Origin of the sequence: Halomonas urmiana (assembly GCF_005780185.1) — a bacterium.
In the GTDB taxonomy this organism is placed as follows: domain Bacteria; phylum Pseudomonadota; class Gammaproteobacteria; order Pseudomonadales; family Halomonadaceae; genus Halomonas; species Halomonas urmiana.
This window is the reverse complement of record NZ_VBUI01000008.1, coordinates 47,652-67,074: the sequence shown is the minus strand read 5'-3', so window position 1 is coordinate 67,074 and position 19,423 is coordinate 47,652. Positions and strand designations below refer to the sequence as shown.

15 protein-coding genes are annotated in these 19,423 nt (G+C 66.6%); 11 read left to right on the top strand and 4 right to left on the bottom strand.

Annotation, left to right across the window (positions count from 1 at the left end; genetic code table 11):
* Window positions 1–696: 696 nt before the first annotated feature.
* Window positions 697–1,983, bottom strand: coding sequence for a citrate synthase (gene gltA / locus FEI13_RS06660; protein ID WP_138180632.1), 1,287 nt, complete (start codon window positions 1,981–1,983; stop codon window positions 697–699).
* A 443-nt stretch (window positions 1,984–2,426) separates the two neighbouring features.
* Between gltA and sdhC the strand changes: the two genes are divergently transcribed.
* The 9 genes from sdhC (at window position 2,427) to sucD (ending at window position 13,952) form a co-directional block, all read left to right on the top strand.
* Entirely contained in the window at window positions 2,427–2,804 is a 378-nt protein-coding gene (gene sdhC, locus FEI13_RS06655) for a succinate dehydrogenase, cytochrome b556 subunit (RefSeq protein ID WP_204758371.1), read from the top strand.
* Window positions 2,798–3,145 (top strand): succinate dehydrogenase, hydrophobic membrane anchor protein, encoded by a 348-nt coding sequence (gene sdhD / locus FEI13_RS06650; RefSeq protein ID WP_138180630.1) that lies wholly within the window; start codon window positions 2,798–2,800, stop codon window positions 3,143–3,145. The genes sdhC and sdhD overlap by 7 nt, the downstream gene beginning before the upstream one ends.
* A 3-nt stretch (window positions 3,146–3,148) precedes the next feature.
* Window positions 3,149–4,921 carry a succinate dehydrogenase flavoprotein subunit gene (sdhA, locus tag FEI13_RS06645; RefSeq protein WP_138180628.1) on the top strand — a complete coding sequence of 591 codons (1,773 nt, stop codon included), beginning with the start codon at window positions 3,149–3,151 and terminating at the stop codon, window positions 4,919–4,921.
* Window positions 4,922–4,933: 12 nt separating this feature from the next.
* Complete coding sequence (locus FEI13_RS06640; protein ID WP_138180626.1) at window positions 4,934–5,644, top strand: succinate dehydrogenase iron-sulfur subunit; 711 nt, start codon at window positions 4,934–4,936, stop codon at window positions 5,642–5,644.
* A gap of 222 nt (window positions 5,645–5,866) precedes the next feature.
* Entirely contained in the window at window positions 5,867–8,695 is a 2,829-nt protein-coding gene (locus FEI13_RS06635) for a 2-oxoglutarate dehydrogenase E1 component (RefSeq protein WP_138180624.1), read from the top strand.
* Window positions 8,696–8,737: 42 nt separating this feature from the next.
* Entirely contained in the window at window positions 8,738–10,285 is a 1,548-nt protein-coding gene (gene odhB, locus FEI13_RS06630) for a 2-oxoglutarate dehydrogenase complex dihydrolipoyllysine-residue succinyltransferase (RefSeq protein WP_138180622.1), read from the top strand.
* Window positions 10,286–10,334: 49 nt separating this feature from the next.
* Entirely contained in the window at window positions 10,335–11,774 is a 1,440-nt protein-coding gene (gene lpdA, locus FEI13_RS06625; RefSeq protein WP_138180620.1) for a dihydrolipoyl dehydrogenase, read from the top strand.
* Between the two features lie 139 nt (window positions 11,775–11,913).
* The gene (gene sucC, locus FEI13_RS06620; RefSeq protein ID WP_138180618.1) at window positions 11,914–13,080 is read left to right on the top strand and encodes an ADP-forming succinate--CoA ligase subunit beta; all 1,167 of its coding nucleotides are present in this window, start codon (window positions 11,914–11,916) and stop codon (window positions 13,078–13,080) included.
* On the top strand, window positions 13,080–13,952 hold the full coding sequence (gene sucD, locus FEI13_RS06615) for a succinate--CoA ligase subunit alpha (protein ID WP_138180616.1): 873 nt from the start codon (window positions 13,080–13,082) through the stop codon (window positions 13,950–13,952). The genes sucC and sucD overlap by 1 nt, the downstream gene beginning before the upstream one ends.
* Window positions 13,953–14,014: 62 nt before the next feature.
* On the opposite strand, the gene FEI13_RS06610 is transcribed toward sucD, so the two are convergent.
* The 3 genes from FEI13_RS06610 to FEI13_RS06600 all read right to left on the bottom strand — a co-directional run bounded on the left by FEI13_RS06610 (window position 14,015) and on the right by FEI13_RS06600 (window position 17,673).
* Window positions 14,015–14,473 (bottom strand): hypothetical protein, encoded by a 459-nt coding sequence (locus tag FEI13_RS06610; RefSeq protein WP_138180614.1) that lies wholly within the window; start codon window positions 14,471–14,473, stop codon window positions 14,015–14,017.
* Complete coding sequence (locus FEI13_RS06605; protein ID WP_138180612.1) at window positions 14,470–15,594, bottom strand: N-acetylglucosaminyl phosphatidylglycerol synthase; 1,125 nt, start codon at window positions 15,592–15,594, stop codon at window positions 14,470–14,472. Before FEI13_RS06605 ends, FEI13_RS06610 begins: the two co-directional genes overlap by 4 nt.
* A gap of 138 nt (window positions 15,595–15,732) precedes the next feature.
* Complete coding sequence (locus FEI13_RS06600) at window positions 15,733–17,673, bottom strand: exoribonuclease II (protein WP_138180610.1); 1,941 nt, start codon at window positions 17,671–17,673, stop codon at window positions 15,733–15,735.
* A 169-nt stretch (window positions 17,674–17,842) separates the two neighbouring features.
* Here FEI13_RS06600 and FEI13_RS06595 point away from each other — a divergent pair, with 169 nt between their 5' ends.
* Window positions 17,843–18,652, top strand: coding sequence for a Cof-type HAD-IIB family hydrolase (locus FEI13_RS06595; RefSeq protein ID WP_138180608.1), 810 nt, complete (start codon window positions 17,843–17,845; stop codon window positions 18,650–18,652).
* Window positions 18,649–19,374 (top strand): response regulator, encoded by a 726-nt coding sequence (locus tag FEI13_RS06590; protein WP_138180606.1) that lies wholly within the window; start codon window positions 18,649–18,651, stop codon window positions 19,372–19,374. The genes FEI13_RS06595 and FEI13_RS06590 overlap by 4 nt, the downstream gene beginning before the upstream one ends.
* Window positions 19,375–19,423: the final 49 nt, after the last annotated feature.

Sequence of the window (19,423 nt, the reverse complement as noted above, 5' to 3'; positions counted from 1 at the left end):
ATATAAGTCTTTTATTTCAATGACTTACAGTAGGTCAAAAAATGACCAATTTAAGGCGGTGCCGCTGTTCATGGCGTTCCTGCGACCTTTTCGAGAGGTTGTGAACAGGGTTATCCACAGAATGTGTGGAAAACGGCCGACGCCCCGCGAAGGTGCATGTCGATGGAGAAGTCAACCTGAAATGATGAGGATTCTAGTTCCTAGGTATCAGGGCGATAAGACGCCCTGCTGAGTCTCCACGGGTCGTCTCACGGCGTGATGGCCGCCGCTGCCCGTCGGGGCAGAGTGTCGTCTCCCTGGTGGCACGCAGGCCTCCTGCGCCGCTCTCTCGAGGCTCTCTGGGGATTTCTCGCGCTCCGGTTTCTTGGGTTCGTTCCCAGACGCTCTTTTCTAGGCGCTCTTTTCTAGGCGCTCTGTTCCGGGTTCTCCTTTCCCGGTTCGGTGCCGTCGTCCGATGAGTGTCGGCAAGCGTAAGCGCGCATCGTGAGCTCGGCGACCGTGGGGGCGATTCTGATCGAATGCGGTCGAGCGGTGGGTGGGGCAGGTCGCTGGCGTGCCTGGAGGGGAGGGGGCGTCACCTGCTGAGTAGGCATTCGGCTAGGCGGAGTGCCGAGGCCTGCACTCGCCCTCACACGAAAAAGGCCGCCCTCTCGGGCGGCCGGCGGCCTTTGGTGTCATCGGTGGGCGCGCAGCGGCTCAGCTTGCCGGGTAGTCGCGCTGGTCGTGGCCGATGTAGAGCTGGCGCGGGCGACCGATCTTGTGGCTGTCGCTGAGCATCTCGTGCCAGTGGGAGATCCAACCGATGGTACGGGAGACGGCGAAGATCACGGTGAACATGTTCTTGGGGATGCCCATGGCCTTGAGGATGATGCCGGAGTAGAAGTCGACGTTCGGGTAGAGCTTGCGCTCGATGAAGTACTCGTCCTCCAGGGCGATCTGCTCCAGGCGCTTGGCGATCTTCAGCTGCGGGTCGTCGGCGAGGCCCAGCTCGGCCAGCACCTCGTCGCAGGTCTCCTTCATCACCTTGGCGCGCGGATCGAAGTTGCGGTAGACCCGGTGGCCGAAGCCCATCAGCTTGAAGGGATCTTCCTTGTCCTTGGCCTTGTCGACGAAGCGCTGGATGTTCTCCTCGGAGTCGTCGCCGATCTCGTCGAGCATGTTCAGCACCGCCTCGTTGGCGCCGCCGTGGGCCGGGCCCCAGAGGGCGGCGATGCCGGCGCTGATGCAGGCGAAGGGGTTGGCGCCGGTGGAGCCCGCCAGGCGCACCGTGGAGGTGGAGGCGTTCTGCTCGTGGTCCGCATGGAGCATGAAGATGCGGTCCATGGCCTTGGCGTAGACCGGGTTGATCTTGTACTCCTCGCAGGGGTTGCTGAACATCATGTAGAGGAAATTCTCTGCATAGGTCAGGTCGTTGCGTGGGTAGTTGAACGGTTGGCCAATATTGTATTTGTAGGACATCGCGGCGATGGTCGGCATCTTGGCGATCAGGCGGATGGCGCTGATCTCGCGGTCCTCCTGCACGTTGATGTCCAGATGGTCGTGGTAGAAGGCGGCCAGGCCACCGACCACGCCGCACAGGATCGACATCGGATGGGCGTCGCGGCGGAAGCCCTTGAAGAAGTTGTTGATCTGGTCGTGGACCATGGTGTGGTTGCTGATCCGCGACTCGAAGTCGGTGTACTGGGCTTCGTCGGGCAGTTCGCCGAACATCAGCAGGTAGCATAGCTCGACGAAGTCGGAGTGCTTCGCCAGCTGGTCGATCGGATAGCCACGGTGCAGCAGCACCCCCTTGCCGCCGTCGATATAGGTGATCGCCGACTGGCAGGAGGAGGTCGCCATGAAGCCGGGGTCGTAGGTGAAGAGGCCTTGGGCGCCGAGGCCGCGGACGTCGATGACGTCGGGGCCCAGGGAGCCAGAGTAGATCGGCAGGTCAATCGGGTTGTCCAGGCCGTCTACCGTCAATGTCGCTTTCCTGTCAGCCATAACTGGCCTCCTCTCGAGTTCATGGGGACGATATTTGAGTGTTTTCGCTGCCAGTGCCGGCGAAAAGGTTCGCCCACTATAGAAGCGTCCTCGAGATTGTCAATTCCACCATTGTGCGTTCTTGGTTGTACGCCAATCTCTATCGAGAATCAGTATTGTACAGTAAATGGTGCCTTGCACCATTGCCGGGCGCGAGGGTTTCCGTCAACGCCCTGGACCCCGGGTCAGGCCGCGCCAAGGCCGATAACTCGGCCTTCCACCATGGTCGACCCGGCCCCGGGTCCATTTGTCATGAGGGGGTGATGACCCTATAATCTCAGCGCGCGACTGGCAGGAGTCGGTGGTCGTGTCCAACTCGGCCACGATCGTGTCCCTTCCCGTAACCACCGCCCGCTCGGGCCTTGACGGACGAAGAAGAGCGGGCCAAGAGAGTGTGTAGAGCCGTGAATAGCAAACGACCCGTAAATCTGGATCTGTCCACGATACAGTTTCCCCTCCCCGCCCTGACGTCGATCGCTCACCGCATCACCGGCGTCATCCTCTTCATCGGCCTGATCTTCGCCTTCTGGGCGCTCGACACGTCACTGTCCTCGCCGGCGGGCTTCGCCGCCGTTAGCGATGCCCTGGCCCACAATTTCCTGGCCAAGTTGGTCGCCTGGGGCTTGCTCTCCGCGCTGGCGTTTCACTTCGTGGCCGGCATCAAGCACCTGCTGATGGACATGGATATCGGCGTGACCCTCGAGGGTGGCGTCAAGAAGGCACAGATCACCGTGGTAGTGAGCGCGGTCCTGATCATTCTGGCGGGAGTCTGGGTATGGTAACCAATATCACGAACCTCGGGCGCAGCGGTCTCTCCGACTGGCTGCTGCAGCGCGTCTCTGCCGTCATCCTGGCGCTCTACTCTCTCTTCATCGTCGGTTTCCTGCTGTTCAACCCGGGCCTCGACTATGCGGCCTGGAGCGGGCTCTTCGCCCAGACCTGGATGCGCATCTTCTCGCTGCTGGCCTTTATCTCGCTGGCCGCCCACGCCTGGGTCGGGCTGTGGACCGTGACCACCGACTATCTCAAGCCGACCGGTATTCGCATCGGTACGCAGCTCATCATCATCCTGGCCATCTTCGTGTTCCTGGTCTGGGGCATCACCGTTCTGTGGGGAGCCTGATTCATGTCCAACATGCGTAGCCTGTCTTTCGACGCCATCATCATCGGTGGCGGCGGCGCCGGCCTGAGGGCCGCCCTCGAACTGGCCAAGTCCGGCAAGCAGACCGCCGTGCTGTCCAAGGTCTTTCCGACCCGCTCGCACACCGTCTCTGCCCAGGGCGGCATCACCTGTGCCATCGCCTCCGCCGACCCGAACGACGACTGGCGCTGGCACATGTACGACACCGTCAAGGGCGGCGACTACATCGCCGACCAGGACGCCTCCGAGTACATGTGTTCCGAGGGCCCCAAGGCGGTGTTCGAGCTCGAGCACATGGGCCTGCCGTTTTCCCGCTTCGATAACGGGCGCATCTACCAGCGTCCGTTCGGCGGCCAGTCCAAGGACTTCGGCAAGGGCGGCCAGGCGGCTCGCACCTGCGCCGCGGCCGACCGTACCGGGCATGCTCTGCTGCACACGCTTTATCAGAACAACCTGAAGAACAACACCACCTTCCTCAATGAGTGGTACGCCGTCGATCTGGTCAAGAACGCCAACGGCGACGTGGTGGGCTGCATCGCCATGGACATCGAGACCGGCGAAGTGGTGCACGTGAAGTCCAAGGCCACCGTCATGGCCACCGGCGGGGCGGGTCGCATCTTCGCCTCCACCACCAACGCCCTGATCAACACCGGTGACGGCATCGGCATGGCGCTGCGCGCCGGCTTCCCGATGCAGGACATGGAGATGTGGCAGTTCCACCCGACCGGCATCTACGGCGCGGGTACCCTGGTGACCGAGGGCTGCCGCGGCGAGGGTGGCTACCTGGTCAACAAGGACGGCGAGCGTTTCATGGAGCGCTACGCGCCCAACGCCAAGGACCTGGCCGGCCGCGACGTGGTCGCGCGCTCCATGGTCATGGAGATCCTCGAGGGCCGCGGCTGCGGCGAGAAGGGCGACCACGTCTTCCTCAAGCTGGATCACCTGGGCGAGGAAGTGCTCGGCAAGCGCCTGCCCGGCATCGTCGAGCTGTCCAAGACCTTCGCCCACGCGGATCCGGCCAAGGAGCCGATCCCGGTGGTGCCGACCTGCCACTACATGATGGGCGGGATCCCGACCAACGTGCATGGTCAGGCGATCATGCAGGATGCCGATGGCAACGACCAGATCGTCAACGGCCTGTTCGCCTGCGGCGAGGCGGCCTGCGTGTCGGTCCACGGCGCCAACCGCCTGGGCGGCAACTCGCTGCTCGACCTGGTGGTCTTCGGCCGTGCGGCCGGCATGTTCATCGAGGGCGCGCTCAACGAGGGCATCGAGTACCTCGAGGCCTCCGAGTCCGACGTCGAGTCGGCGATGAAGCGCATCACGCGCTGGAACGAGTCCGAGGGCGGCGAGACCGTGCCCGACCTCAAGCGCGAGCTGCAGGACATCATGCAGACCTCCTTCGGCGTGTTCCGCGAGGAGAAGAACATGGTGGAGGGCGTCAAGCGCCTGGAAGAGCTGCGTGCGCGCATCGACAATGCCTACCTGCCGGACAAGTCCAGCACCTTCAACACCGCGCGGGTCGAGGCGCTGGAGCTGGACAACCTGATGGAAGTGGCCGAAGCCACCGCCATCGCGGCCCTGGAGCGCAAGGAGAGCCGTGGCGCCCATTCCCGTTACGACTACCCGGACCGCGACGACGTCAACTGGCTGAAGCACTCGCTCTATTTCCCGGCCGACAAGCGTCTGGGCAAGCGCGACGTGAACTTCGCGCCCAAGACCGTCGAGATGTTCGAGCCGAAAGTCCGCACCTACTAAGGGGGAGTCACGATGTCCAAGCTTCAGGTATCCCTGTACCGCTACAATCCGGAAACCGACTCCGCGCCCTTCATGCAGGAGTTCCAGATCGACACCCAGGGTCGCGACCTGATGGTGCTCGACGTCCTGCACTTGGCCAAGGAGCAGGACAACGGCCTGGCCTATCGTCGCAGCTGCCGCGAGGGCGTATGCGGTTCCGACGGCATGAACATGAACGGCAAGAACGGCCTGGCCTGCATCACCCCGCTCTCCGAGGTGGTCAAGGGCAACAAGTTGACCCTGCGCCCGCTGCCGGGCCTGCCGGTCATCCGCGACCTGGTGGTCGACATGGGGCTGTTCTACAAGCAGTACGAGCGCATCCAGCCGTACCTGCAGAACGACGAGCCGGCCCCGGCCATCGAGCGTCTGCAGTCGCCGGAAGAGCGCGACAAGCTCGACGGCCTCTACGAGTGCATCCTGTGCGCCTGCTGCTCGACCGCCTGCCCATCGTTCTGGTGGAACCCAGACAAGTTCGTCGGCCCGGCCGGCCTGCTGCAGGCCTACCGCTTCCTCGCCGACTCGCGTGATGGCGCGACCAGTGAGCGTCTGGCCGAGCTGGAGGACCCGTTCTCCGTGTTCCGCTGCCGCGGGATCATGAACTGCGTCGCGGTCTGTCCGAAGGGACTGAACCCGACCCGCGCGATCGGCAAGATTCGCGAGATGCTGCTGGCCGATGCCACTTAAATCGTGGCGTCCAGCTTGTTATCATGTGCTCCGCTCTCGGGCTGCGGCAAGGTGCCGCAGCCGAGTCCGGTGCGGAGCGTGATGGAAAGAGCCGGTGCCCTGGGCACCGGCTCTTGACCATGGAATTCAGGATGCTCTTCCTCCGGCAGGGCATCAGCGATGTCGATACGGTCGAGTCGTGTCGGCGCCGATACCACCCCATCAGTGCAGGGTGACCAAGAGATGCAACAAGGCATAATGGAGTTGATGTGGCGCTCCTCCCATGTGAGCGGCGGCAATGCCCACTATGTGGAAGCGCTCTACGAGCAGTACCTCGATGATCCCTCCGCCGTTCCCGATGAATGGCGCCAGTACTTCGACCAGCTGCCGCGGCCCGAGGGCGGGGCCAGCCAGGATGTTCCCCTCACCCCGGTTCGCGACCAGTTCTATCAGCTGGGCCAGCAGCGACGTACCGCGCACGTCGCGGCCGAGAGCGGGGAGGGTAAGAAGCAGGTCAAGGTACTTCAGCTGATCAACGCCTACCGCTTCCGCGGGCACCAGAAGGCCGACATCGATCCCCTCGGCCTGCGCAGCCCTACCCCGGTTCCCGACCTCGATCTCTCCTTCCACCAGCTCTCCAAGGCGGACCTGGACACCGAGTTCCAGACCGGCTCCTTCTTCATGGGCTTGGACAAGGCGCCGCTGAAGGAGATCGTCGGTGCGCTGGAGCAGACCTACTGCCGCTCCATCGGCTGCGAGGTCATGCACATCGTCGATACCGAAGAGAAACGCTGGCTCCAGCAGCGCTTCGAGTCGGTGCGCAGTGCCCCGAACTTCAGCCCCGACGTGCGCAAGCACGTGCTCGAGCGGCTGACCGCCGCCGAGGGCCTGGAGAGCTACCTGGCCTCCAAGTTCCCGGGCACCAAGCGCTTCGGCCTCGAGGGTGGCGAAGCCTTCATCCCGATGATGGACGAGCTGATCCAGCGCGCCGGCAGCTATGGCACCAAGGAAGTGGTGATCGGCATGGCCCACCGTGGGCGTCTCAATATGCTGGTCAACATCCTTGGAAAGAACCCCTCGGACCTGATCGACGAGTTCGACGGCAAGAAGGTCATCGAGCGTGGCTCGGGCGACGTCAAGTACCACCAGGGCTTCAGCTCCAACGTCATGACGCCAGGCGGCGAGGTCCACCTGGCGCTGTCGTTCAACCCCTCCCACCTGGAGATCGTCGCGCCGGTGGTCGAGGGCTCGGTGCGGGCCCGTCAGGATCGCCGCAACGACCCGGTCGGCGACAAGGTGCTGCCGATCAACGTCCATGGCGACGCGGCCTTCGCCGGCCAGGGCGTGGTCATGGAGACCTTCCAGATGTCGCAGACGCGGGCCTTCCGCACCGGCGGCACCCTGCACATCGTGATCAACAACCAGGTGGGCTTCACCACCTCGCATCCGGAAGACTCGCGCTCCACCGAGTACTGCACCGATATCGCCAAGATGGTTCAGGCGCCGATCTTCCACGTCAACGGCGACGACCCGGATGCCGTGCTGCACGCCACCCAGGTAGCGCTCGACTACCGTCAGCAGTTCAAGCGCGACGTGGTCATCGACCTGGTGTGCTACCGCCGCCGCGGCCATAACGAGGCCGACGAGCCGTCCAGTACCCAGCCGATGATGTACAGCAAGATCAAGGCTCATCCGTCCTCGCGGGCCCGCTACGTCGAGCGTCTGGTCAAGGAGGGGCTGCTCTCCGACGACGACGCCAAGGCGATGATGGAGAAGTACCGCGACGACCTGCTGGCCGGCAACCACGTGGCCAATGCCCTGGTACAGAAGCCCAACAAGTCGCTGTTCGTCGACTGGACCCCCTATCTGGGCCACGAGTGGACCGGCCATGCCGACACCCGGGTCGAGATGAAGCGCCTGCAGCGCCTCGCCGGCAAGATGTGCGAGGTGCCCGACGGCGTGACCGTGCAGCGTCAGGTGGCCAAGATCTACGAGGATCGCCGCAAGATGCAGGCCGGCGGCATGGCCATCAACTGGGGCTTCGCCGAGACTCTGGCCTACGCCACGCTGCTCGATCAGGGCCACCCGGTGCGCCTCACCGGCCAGGACGTGGGGCGCGGCACCTTCTCCCACCGTCATGCGGTGGTGCACAACCAGAAGGACGGCAGCGTCCACGTGCCGCTGCAGCACATGGCCGACGGTCAGCCGCGCTTCACCATCCATGACTCCTTCCTCTCCGAGGAGGCGGTGCTGGCGTTCGAGTACGGCTACGCGACCACCGCGCCCAACGACCTGGTGATCTGGGAAGCCCAGTTCGGCGACTTCTTCAACGGCGCCCAGGTGGTGGTGGACCAGTTCATCTCCTCCGGCGAGACCAAGTGGGAGCGCCTGTGCGGCCTGACCATGCTGCTGCCTCACGGCTACGAAGGGCAGGGCCCCGAGCACTCCTCGGCGCGGCTCGAGCGCTTCCTGCAGATGTGCGCCGAGCACAACATGCAGGTCTGCGTGCCGACCACCCCGGCGCAGATCTTCCACCTGCTGCGCCGCCAGGTGATCCGTCCGCTGCGCAAGCCGCTGGTGGTGATGTCGCCCAAGAGCCTGCTGCGCCACAAGTCGGCGACCTCGAGCCTCGACGAGCTGGCCGAGGGCCGCTTCCAGATGGTGCTGCCCGACAAGGGCAACCTCGAGGCGCAGAAGGTCGAGCGCATCGTGCTGTGCGCCGGCAAGGTCTACTACGACCTGGCCAACTGGCGCGACGAGAACGCCCGCGACGACGTGGCCATCCTGCGCATGGAGCAGCTCTATCCCTTCCCCAAGGAGGAGCTCTTCGACGCCATCAAGGACTACACCAACGTCACCGACGTGGTCTGGTGCCAGGAAGAGCCGCTCAACCAGGGCGCCTGGTACTCGAGCCAGCACCACATGCGGGCCGTGGCCGACATGCTGCGCGACGGCCTGGGCGGCAAGCTCAAGTTCGCCGGACGCCCGGCATCGGCGGCTCCCGCGGCGGGCTACATGTCCGTGCATACCGAACAGCAGCGCCAGCTGGTGGAAGACGCCTTCAACCTGTAAGGCGTCCCACCGGGACGAGAGAGAACATACAAGGGATACGACATGGCTACCGATATCAAGGCACCCACCTTTCCGGAATCCGTTGCCGAAGGCAGCGTCGCCGCCTGGCACAAGAAGCCCGGCGACAGCGTCGAGCGTGACGAGCTGATCGTCGAGATCGAGACCGACAAGGTGGTGCTCGAGGTCGTGGCTCCCGAGGCCGGCACCCTGTCCGAGGTGCTGGCACAAGAGGGTGACACCGTGGAGTCCGAGCAGCTGCTGGGTCGCCTCGGCGCGGGCGAGGTCAAGGACGAGACACCGACCGACAAGCAGGACGAGCCGAAGAGCGAGGCCGAGGCGCCGGCCGCCGGCGGCGGCAAGACCCACGAGGTCAAGGCCCCGACCTTCCCGGAGTCCATCCAGGAAGGTACCGTGGCTAGCTGGAACAAGCAGGTCGGTGACGCCGTCAAGCGCGACGAAGTGCTGGCCGAGATCGAGACCGACAAGGTGGTGCTCGAGGTCGTCGCCCCGGCCGACGGTGCGCTGACCGAGATCCAGGCCGAAGAGGGCAGCCAGGTGACTTCCGAACAGGTGCTGGCGGTCTTCACCGAGGGCGCCGGCGGCGGGTCCAAGCCGGCCACCAAGGGTGAGGAGAAGCCGGCGGCCTCCGCCGATGACGGCGCCAGCGACGAGAAGGTCGGTGGCAAGATCCTCGCGCCGGCCGCCCGCAAGCTGGTCGCCGAGCACGGCCTCGACGTCGAGAAGATCGAGGGCACCGGCAAGGGTGGCCGAGTGCTCAAGGAGGACGTGCAGCGTGCAGTGAAAGACGGTAGCGCCAAGAAGGCAACCAAGCCGGCCCCCGCCGCGGCCCCGGCCCCGGCCCCGGCCCCGGCCCCGGTCGTGGAAGGCGAGCGTCCCGAGAAGCGCGTGCCGATGAGCCGCCTGCGCCAGACCATCGCCAAGCGCCTGGTCCAGGCCCAGCAGACCGCCGCCATGCTCACCACCTACAACGAGGTGGACATGAGCGCGGTGATGGAGCTGCGCGGCCAGTACAAGGAGACCTTCCTCAAGGCCCACGATGTCAAGCTCGGCTTCATGGGCTTCTTCGTCAAGGCCGCCTCCGAGGCCCTCAAGCGCTTCCCGGACGTCAACGCCTCCATCGACGGTACCGATATCGTCTATCACGGTTACCAGGACATCGGCGTGGCGGTCTCCACCGACCGCGGCCTGGTCGTGCCGGTGCTGCGCGACACCGACAGCATGAAGATCGCCGACGTCGAGAAGGGCATCGTCGACTTCGGCAAGCGGGCCCGTGACGGCAAGCTCGGCATCGACGAGATGCAGGGCGGCACCTTCACCATCACCAACGGCGGCACCTTCGGGTCGCTAATGTCCACGCCGATCCTCAACCCGCCGCAGACGGCGATCCTGGGCATGCACAAGATCCAGGAGCGTCCGATGGCGGTGAACGGCAAGGTCGAGATTCGCCCGATGATGTACCTGGCGGTCTCCTACGATCACCGCATGATCGACGGCAAGGACGCGGTCCGCTTCCTGGTGACCATCAAGGAACTGCTCGAAGACCCGGCGCGTCTGCTGCTGGACATCTGATTCGCGAAGCCGGCAACGTCTTCCAGCAACAAGCCACAAAGGAGCCAACATGGCTGACAAGTTTGATGTGATCGTGATCGGCGCGGGCCCCGGCGGCTACGTGGCCGCCATTCGTGCCGCCCAGATGGGCCTGAAGACCGCCTGCGTCGAGAAGTGGATCGGCAAGGAAGGCAAGGTCGTCCACGGTGGCACCTGCCTCAACGTGGGCTGTATCCCGTCCAAGGCGCTGCTCGAGGCTTCCCACAAGTTCGTCGAGGCCAAGCACGACTTCGACGACCTGGGTATCCAGGCCGGTGACGTCAGCATGGACGTCAAGAAGATGATGGCCCGCAAGGACAAGATCGTGAAGAACCTGACCGGTGGCATCTCCGGTCTGTTCAAGGCCAATGGCGTCACCGCCATCGAGGGCACCGGCAAGGTGGCCTCCGCCAAGCAGGTCGAGGTCACCGACCAGGACGGCAAGGCGACCACCTATGAGGCTGACAGCATCGTCGTCGCCGCCGGCTCCGTGCCGGTGGAGATTCCGCCGACCCCGCTGCAGGAAGGCCTGGTGGTCGACTCCACCGGCGCCTTGGAATTCCAGGAGACCCCCAAGCGCCTGGGCGTGATCGGCGCCGGCATCATCGGCCTGGAGCTCGGCAGCGTGTGGAACCGCCTGGGCTCCGAGGTGACCGTGCTCGAGGCCATGGACAACTTCCTGCCGATGGTCGACGGGGCCGTCGCCAAGGAGACCCAGAAGCTGCTCAAGAAGCAGGGCCTGGACATCAAGCTCAACGCGCGCGTGACCGGCTCCGAGGTCAAGGGTGAGGAAGTCGTCGTCAAGTACGCCGATGCCGACGGCGACCAGGAGATCACCTTCGACAAGCTGATCGTCTGCGTCGGTCGCAAGCCCTACACCCAGGGCGTGATCGCCGACGGCGTGGGCGTCGACACCGACGAGCGCGGCTTCATCCACGTCGACGACCAGTGCCGCACCAGCGTGCCGGGCGTCTACGCCATCGGCGACTGCGTGCGCGGCCCGATGCTGGCGCACAAGGCCTCAGAAGAGGGCATCATGGTCGCCGACATCATCGCCGGCCATAAGGCCGAGATGAACTACGACGCCATCCCCAACGTCATCTACACCTTCCCGGAGGTGGCGTGGGTCGGCATGACCGAGCAGGACGCCAAGGCGGCCGGCATCGAGGTCAAGGTCGGCGCCTTCCCGTTCGCGGCGAGCGGCCGTGCCATGGCCAACAATGCGACCGAGGGCATGGCGCGCATCATCGCCGACGCCGAGACGGATCGCGTGCTGGGCGTGCACATCGTCGGTCAGCATGCCGGGGAGATGATCGCCCAGGGCGTGATCGCGCTCGAGTTCGGCTCCAGCGCCGAGGACCTGGCGCTGACCTGCTACGCGCACCCGACCATGTCGGAAGCGGTGCACGAGGCGGCGCTGGCCGTCGAGGGCCATGCTATCCACATGGCCAACCGCAAGAAGAAGAAGTAAGGACAACAAGCGCCACCGTCAGGTGGCGCATCGCTTCCGGCCATGTATCGGAAGCGAACGGTGGTGACACGACACCCGCCACCCCGAGGCGGCGGGCCGTGTCACCGTTCGAGTCACATGCAACCAATGGCATGAATCGATGAACCTTCACGAGTATCAGAGCAAGCAGCTGTTTGCCGATTACGGCCTGCCGGTATCCAAGGGCTTCGCCGTCGACACCCCCGAGGAGGCCGCAGAGGCCTGCAAGAAGATCGGTGGCGACATGTGGGTGGTCAAGGCCCAGGTCCACGCCGGCGGCCGTGGCAAGGCCGGTGGCGTCAAGCTGATCAAGGATCCGGAAGAGGCCAAGACCTTCGCCGAATCCTGGCTGGGCAAGAACCTGGTGACCTTCCAGACCGACGAGAAGGGTCAACCGGTCACCAAGATCCTGGTCGAGACCTGCACTGACATCGCCAACGAGCTCTACCTGGGCGCCGTGGTCGATCGCGGCACCCAGCGCGTGGTCTTCATGGCCTCCACCGAAGGCGGCGTGGAGATCGAGAAGGTCGCGGAAGAGACCCCCGAGAAGATCCTCAAGGCCGAGATCGACCCGCTGGTCGGCGCTCAGCCCTACCAGGCGCGTGAGCTGGCCTTCGCCCTGGGCCTCACCGGCAACCAGGTGAAGCAGTTCACCAAGATCTTCCTGGGCCTGTCCAAGCTGTTCCATGACAAGGACCTGGCGCTGCTCGAGATCAACCCGCTGGTGGTCACCGACGAGGGTAACCTCCACTGCCTCGACGCCAAGATCGGCCTGGATGGCAACGCCCTCTATCGCCACCCGGACCTGCAGGCGATGCGCGACCCGTCTCAGGAAGACGAGCGCGAAGCCGAGGCGGCCGCCTGGGAACTGAACTACGTGGCCCTGGAAGGCAACATCGGTTGCATGGTCAACGGCGCTGGCCTGGCCATGGGCACCATGGACATCATCAAGCTCAACGGCGGCCAGCCGGCCAACTTCCTCGACGTGGGCGGCGGTGCCACCAAGGAACGCGTGGCCGAGGCCTTCAAGCTCATCCTGTCCGACGATTCCGTGAAGGCCGTGCTGGTCAACATCTTCGGCGGCATCGTGCGTTGCGACATGATCGCCGAGGGCATCATCGGTGCCGTCGAGCAGGTCGGTGTCAACGTGCCGGTGGTGGTGCGTCTGGAAGGTAACAACGCCGAGCTGGGTGCCGAGAAACTGGCCTCCAGCGGTCTGAACATCATCGCTGCTACCAGCCTGACCGATGCGGCTCAGCAGGTCGTCAAGGCAGCGGAGGGCAAGTAATGAGCATCCTGATCGACAAGAACACCAAGGTCATCTGCCAGGGCTTCACCGGCGGACAGGGGACCTTCCATTCCGAGCAGGCGATCGCCTACGGTACCCAGATGGTCGGCGGCGTGACCCCAGGCAAGGGCGGCCAGGAGCACCTGGGCCTGCCGGTGTTCAACACCGTCAAGGAGGCCGTCGAGCAGACTGGTGCCGAGGCCAGCGTGATCTACGTGCCGGCCCCGTTCTGCAAGGATTCCATCCTGGAAGCCGCCAACGCCGGCATCAAGCTGATCGTCTGCATCACCGAGGGCATCCCGACCCTCGACATGCTTGACGTCAAGGTGAAATGCGACGAGTTGGGCGTGCGCCTGATCGGCCCCAACTGCCCCGGCGTGATCACCCCGGGCGAGAGCAAGATCGGCATCATGCCGGGCCACATCCACAAGCCCGGCAAGGTCGGTATCGTGTCGCGTTCCGGCACCCTGACCTATGAAGCCGTCAAGCAGACCACCGATCACGGCTTCGGCCAGTCCACCTGCGTGGGCATCGGCGGCGACCCGATCCCGGGCTCCAACTTCATCGACATCCTCGAGATGTTCGAGAAGGACCCGGCGACCGAGGCGATCGTGATGATCGGCGAGATCGGCGGCACCGCCGAGGAAGAGGCCGCGGCCTACATCAAGGAGCACGTCTCCAAGCCGGTCGTCTCCTACATCGCCGGCGTAACCGCCCCTCCGGGCAAGCGCATGGGCCATGCCGGGGCGATCATCGCCGGTGGCAAGGGCACGGCGGACGAGAAATTCGGCGCCCTCGAGGCGGCGGGTGTCAAGACCGTGCGCTCCCTGGCCGAGATCGGCGATGCCCTGAAGGTCGCCACCGGCTGGTAAGCCGCGCGACTCTCAGCATCGACAAAGGGCACCCGAAGGTGCCCTTTTTCGTGGGCGGCCATTCACGAGGCCGTCGATCGCGCCAGCCAGCGGGCGGCCAGCACGAAAAAGACGGGCCCACCGGCGAGCAGGTAGAGGTGATAGCTGGCCAGGCGCCAGATCACCACGGCGGCGGCGGCCTGGTCGCGCTCCATCAGCGGCAGCAAGAGGGCGCCGCCGCTGCCTCCCAGCGTGCCGCACAGGGCGAACTTGGCGGCCTTCTCGATGGCCAGGGCGCCATCCTGGCCCAGGCGTCCGGCCCGCCCCGAGAGCAGCAGTCGCCAGCGGGTGGCATTGAGATTCCAGCACAGCACGGCGACGCCTCCCATCAGGACCAGCAGGAACCCGGGGAAGTCGGCGATCGCTTCGATGGTCCCCGGGCCCCCCAGCCACCAGGGCACCAGCAGGGGCGCCAGCAGCGCTAGCAGCAGCAGGCCGAGGTGGTGCCAGCGCCATGACATCGCCATGCCGGGCCGGGTCATGCCCGCTCGGCTCGTTCGACGGCGGGGCGTGCCTCCCCGTCGACCAGGCCGGCATAGTGTCGGCTCAGGCCGTCGATGACGTGCTCCCAGTGGAAATGGCGCTCCACGTGGCGTCGCGCATGGCGACCCATGGCGACAGGATCATTGAGGAAGAGCTCTCGCACGGCGCGGGCCATGTCGTCGGGGTCGCCCGGGCGGCAGAGGACCCCGGCCCCCAGCGGCACGTACTCCTTCAGGGCGCCGGCCCGGGCCGCGACCACCGGCACGCCGCAGGCCATCGCCTCCTGTGCCACCAGGCCGAAGGTCTCGCGGGTGCCGGCATGCAGCATGGCATCGGCGCTGGCCAGTGCCCGGGCCACCTCGGCGGGGGGGCAGTAGCGGGGCACCACGCTGACGTTCTCGGGCGCCCGGGTCGGCATGCCGGGCCCCATCAGCAGCAGGTGATATCTCGGTCCCAGGCGGGCCATGGTGGCCAGCAGTACGTCGACGTGCTTCTCCGGGGAGTGGCGGCCGGCGAAGACCAGCAGCCGCTTGCGGTCGCACAGCCCCAGTGCCCGGTGCAGGCCCGGATCACGACGCCGGGGGTGGAAGGCCTCCAGATCGACCCCTAGCGGCTGCACCCGCACCTTCTCCACGCCCCAGTCGGCCAGCCGCTCCGCCATGGCGGTGCAGGGCGCCAGCACGCTGTCGAAGTGGCCATAGAGGTCGCCCACGTAGCGCTGCAGACGCCGGCGGACCGCGGCCCCGAAGCGCTCCCCCATCAGCCTCGGCAGGTCGGAGTGGAAGAAGCCCACGGTGGGCACCCCCAGGGCCTGGCCGGCCTCCACGGCGGCCCAGGCGGTGACATAGGGATCGCCGGCCTCGATCAGGTCGGGGGCCATCGCCACTAGGGCCTCGCGCCAGGGGCGGCGGCGCAGCGGGAAGCGGTAGCCCTGGCCCAGCGGGATCCGCGGGGCGGGAAGAGTGTGTACCCCGCCCAGTGAGCCGCGTTCGGCGCCGGGCACCAGCAGGCTGCCGCGCAGGCCCGGCCGGGCGGCCAGCACGCGATGCTTGGCCTCGAGGTAGGTGCGCACCCCGCCGCTGGCCGGTGCGTGGAACATGGTGACGTCGACGATGTGCAAGGAGCCCTCCTGGCGCTGACGTGTCCTGCCAGCCTAGGGCGGCCGTGCGACAGTTTTGCGACAGGCGCAACGCAGGACGGCGACCCGAGGGTCGCCGTCTTCGTTCACGCCTGGCGGGTCACGCCCGCCGGGGGAGGCTCAGACCGCGGGGCGGCCGACCAGCGAGCGGGTCTCCTCGCGGGCCTCGGTCAGCGTCACGCGGATGACGTCGCCAAGCTTGAAGCGCTCCTCGCCCTCGATCTGGATGCGGCCATCCTTGTCATCGATCGCCACCTTCTTGCGGTCGCTGTGCATCAGCGGGGCCGGGATGAAGGCGGTGGCGCCGTTGGCGGTCAGGCGCACCCGCATGCCGCCGCGGTTGATGGCGATGATCTCGGCCTCGAAGGTCTCACCGGCCTCGGCCGCGGGCGTCAGGTAGCGCACGTAGAGCCAGTCCTTGACATCGCGCTCGGCCATGCGGTTCAGCCGGCGCCGCTCGGTGAGCTGCTCGGTGAGCGCCTGGCTGGCCTCGGCCGGGGCCTGCTCGCCCTTGAGCACCCGCTTGATCAGGCGGTGGTTGACCATGTCGCCGTACTTGCGGATCGGCGAGGTCCAGGTGGCGTAGGCGGCGAGGCCGAGGCCGAAGTGCGGACCGGGCTGCGCCGACATGCTGGTGAAGCCCTGGAAGCGGCGCAGGCGCGCGTCGAGCCAGGCGTCGTCGCGGCCCTCGAGCTCGCGCTTGAGCTCGGTGTAGCGCGACAGCTCGGTGAGTTGCTCGTGCTCCACCTGGATGTCCTGTTCGGCCAGGAACTCCTGGGCGGCCTCGGCCTTCTCGGGCTCGAAGGCGCGGTGGACGTTGAAGATGCCGTGGCCGACGTGTTCGGAAAGCAGGTGCGCGCAGCAGGCGTTGGCGGCGATCATCGACTCCTCGATCATGCGGTTGGCGATGCGCCGATGCTCGGTGCGGATGTCCAGCACGTTGCCGGCGTCGTCCAGGTCGAAGACGAAGTCGGGACGGTCCTTGAACACCAGGGCGTGGGCCGCGCGCCAGGCGCTGCGCGCCTCGGTCATGGCCGCCAGGGCCTTGAGCTGGTCGCCGATCGCCGCGTCCGGTGCCCAGTCGCCCTGGCCCTCGAGCCAGTCGGAGACCCGATCGTAGGCGAGCTTGGCGTGGGAGCGGGCGGTGGCGGCGAAGAAGCGGTAGTCGCCGAGGCTGCCGTCGGCGCCGATCTCCAGGGTGCAGGCCAGCACCGGCCGGTCCCGGTCCTGCCATAGCGAGCAGAGGTCATCGGCCAGCTGCTCGGGCAGCATGGTGACGTTCTGGCCCGGCAGGTAGACGGTGAAGGCCCGGGTGCGCGCCTCCAGATCGGCGGCGTGACCCTCTTCCACGTAGGCGGTGGGGTCGGCGATGGCCACGCTCAGCGACCAGCCGCCATCCTCGCGGGTCCGGATGCGCAGGGCGTCATCCATGTCCCGGGTCTTCTCGCCGTCGATGGTGAAGAACGGCTCGGTGGTCAGGTCCTCGCGCTCGAGGCCCTCGTCGCGCAGCGGCCAGTCGTCGCCGGCATCCGGGCACTCCTGCTCGAGGGCGTGGCGCGCCAGGGTCACGCGCCACGGCACGGCGGGATCGTCGGTCTTGGCCACCAGCTCATCGATCTGGGTGAAGAAGGCGCGATCGTCGGGCTTGAGGGGGTGGCGCACCAGGCGGGCCACGACCCAGTCGCCGTCACCGATGCTCGCCTCGTCGAGGCTGCGCTTGATGCGCGCCTTCAGCGGGGTGTTCATCGTGGGATGATCGGGGATCACCGCCAGGCGACCGTCGCGCTTCTGCACGCGGGCGATGAAGCGCTCCATGCCGGTTTCGATCAGGGTATCGGGCTCCACCGACTTCTTGTCGCCCTCCTCGTGGAGGACGGCCGCGACGCGATCGCCGTGCAGCACCTGCTTCATGGCGGGGGGCGGCACGAAATAGGAGTCACCGTCGTCGGTCTCGAGGAAGCCGAAGCCCCGGTCGGTGGCCTTGATCACGCCCTCTACGCGAGGGGTGTTGTCGCGGATCTTCTGCTTGAGCTGAGCAAGCGCCGAATTGTTCTGCAGCATGGTCACGATCGGTTGGCGAGTAGGGGGGCTACTATACGGATTCGCGACCCCTCCGCCAAACGCCGATGGAGGTCCCGACGTGGAATCAAGCGATTGCGTCGGCGCCGGCGGGGAAGACAGCGGCGGGGGGGAGCGGTAGCCTTGAGCTCTCTGACATGCGGATGGCTCCATGACCCCTCGACTGATCGTCTCCGACCTCGACGGCACCCTGCTCGGGGCCGACCATGACCTTCACCCGACCACCGTCGAGACGCTGCGCGCCCTGGCCGGGCGGGGCCACCACCTGGCCTTCGCCTCGGGGCGCCATTTCCGGGACATGCAGCGCTTCCGGGAGCGGCTCGGCGTGCCGGTGCACGTGATCAGCACCAACGGGGCCTACCTCCACGACCCCGAGGACCGCCTGGTCGCCTCCCGCCACTTGGACGCCTCCCTGGCCCGGGAGCTGATCGCCCTGCCGCGCCATCCCGAGGTGCGCCTCAACCTCTATCACGACGACGAGTGGCTGATCGATGCGGAGGCGCCCGGGCTGCTGGCGCTACACGCCCACACCGGCTTCGGCTATCGGGTCGCCGACCCCGCCGAGCGGCACGGGGAGGGCGTCGGCAAGGTGCTCTACATCGGCGACCCGGGCGAGGTGAGGCGGCTGGAGGCGACGATCCGTGCCCGCCACGGCGAGCGCTTGCACCTGACGTACTCGATGGACACCTCGCTGGAGATCATGGCCGGCGGGGTCAACAAGGGCACCGCGCTCGCCACGCTGCTCGACTCCCTGGGGCTCGGCCGCGAGGACTGCCTGGCCTTCGGCGACAACCTCAACGACACTGAGATGCTGACCCTGGCCGGGGAGGCCCACGTGATGGCCAATGCCCACCCGGCGCTGGCCGACCGGGTGCCCGAGGCCGCCGGCATCGGCCATCACGACCGCCAGGGCGTGGCCGAGCGGCTGCGCGCGCGCTTCGACCTGAGGCCGCTGCCATGACCACCACACCCGCTACCCTGATCGTGGTCGACGACGACCCCGAGATCCGCGAGCTGCTGGCCGACTACCTCGGCCGCCATGGCATGCGCGCCCTAATGGCCGAGGACGCCGAGGCGCTGCGTCGGCTGCTGGAGGTCGAGACCCCGGACTTGCTGATCGTGGACCTGATGATGCCCGGCGACGACGGCTTCACGATCTGCCGGGACCTGCGTCGCCACAGCGACGTGCCGATCATCATGCTGACCGCCAGCGCCGACGAGACCGACCGCATCCTGGGCCTGGAGCTGGGCGCCGACGACTACCTCGGCAAGCCCTTCAACCCCCGCGAGCTGCTGGCGAGGATCAAGGCCGTGCTGCGTCGCGCCAGGGGCCAGCAGGAGCCGGCGGATCCCGCTCAGGCGCGGCTGGTAGCCTTCGGTGACTGGCGACTGGATCGCTTGACCCGCGAGTTGGTGGACGCCGAGGGGCAGCACATCCCGCTGTCCGGCGCAGACTTCCAGCTGCTGCAGGTGTTCCTCGAGCATCCCGAGCAGGTGCTGTCGCGGGACGCGCTCTTCGAGCTGACCCGCGGGCGACCGGCGCCGCCCCTGGACCGCTCCATTGACGTGCACGTGTGTCGCCTGCGACAGCGTCTCGGCGAGGACGCCCAGCACTCCCAGCTGATCCGCACGGTGCGCGGGGCGGGCTATGTGCTCACCGCCCGGGTCGAGGTCCTGCCGTGACCACCGACGGCCGGTGGCGGCGGCTGCGCCGCCGGCTGGCGCGCGGCCT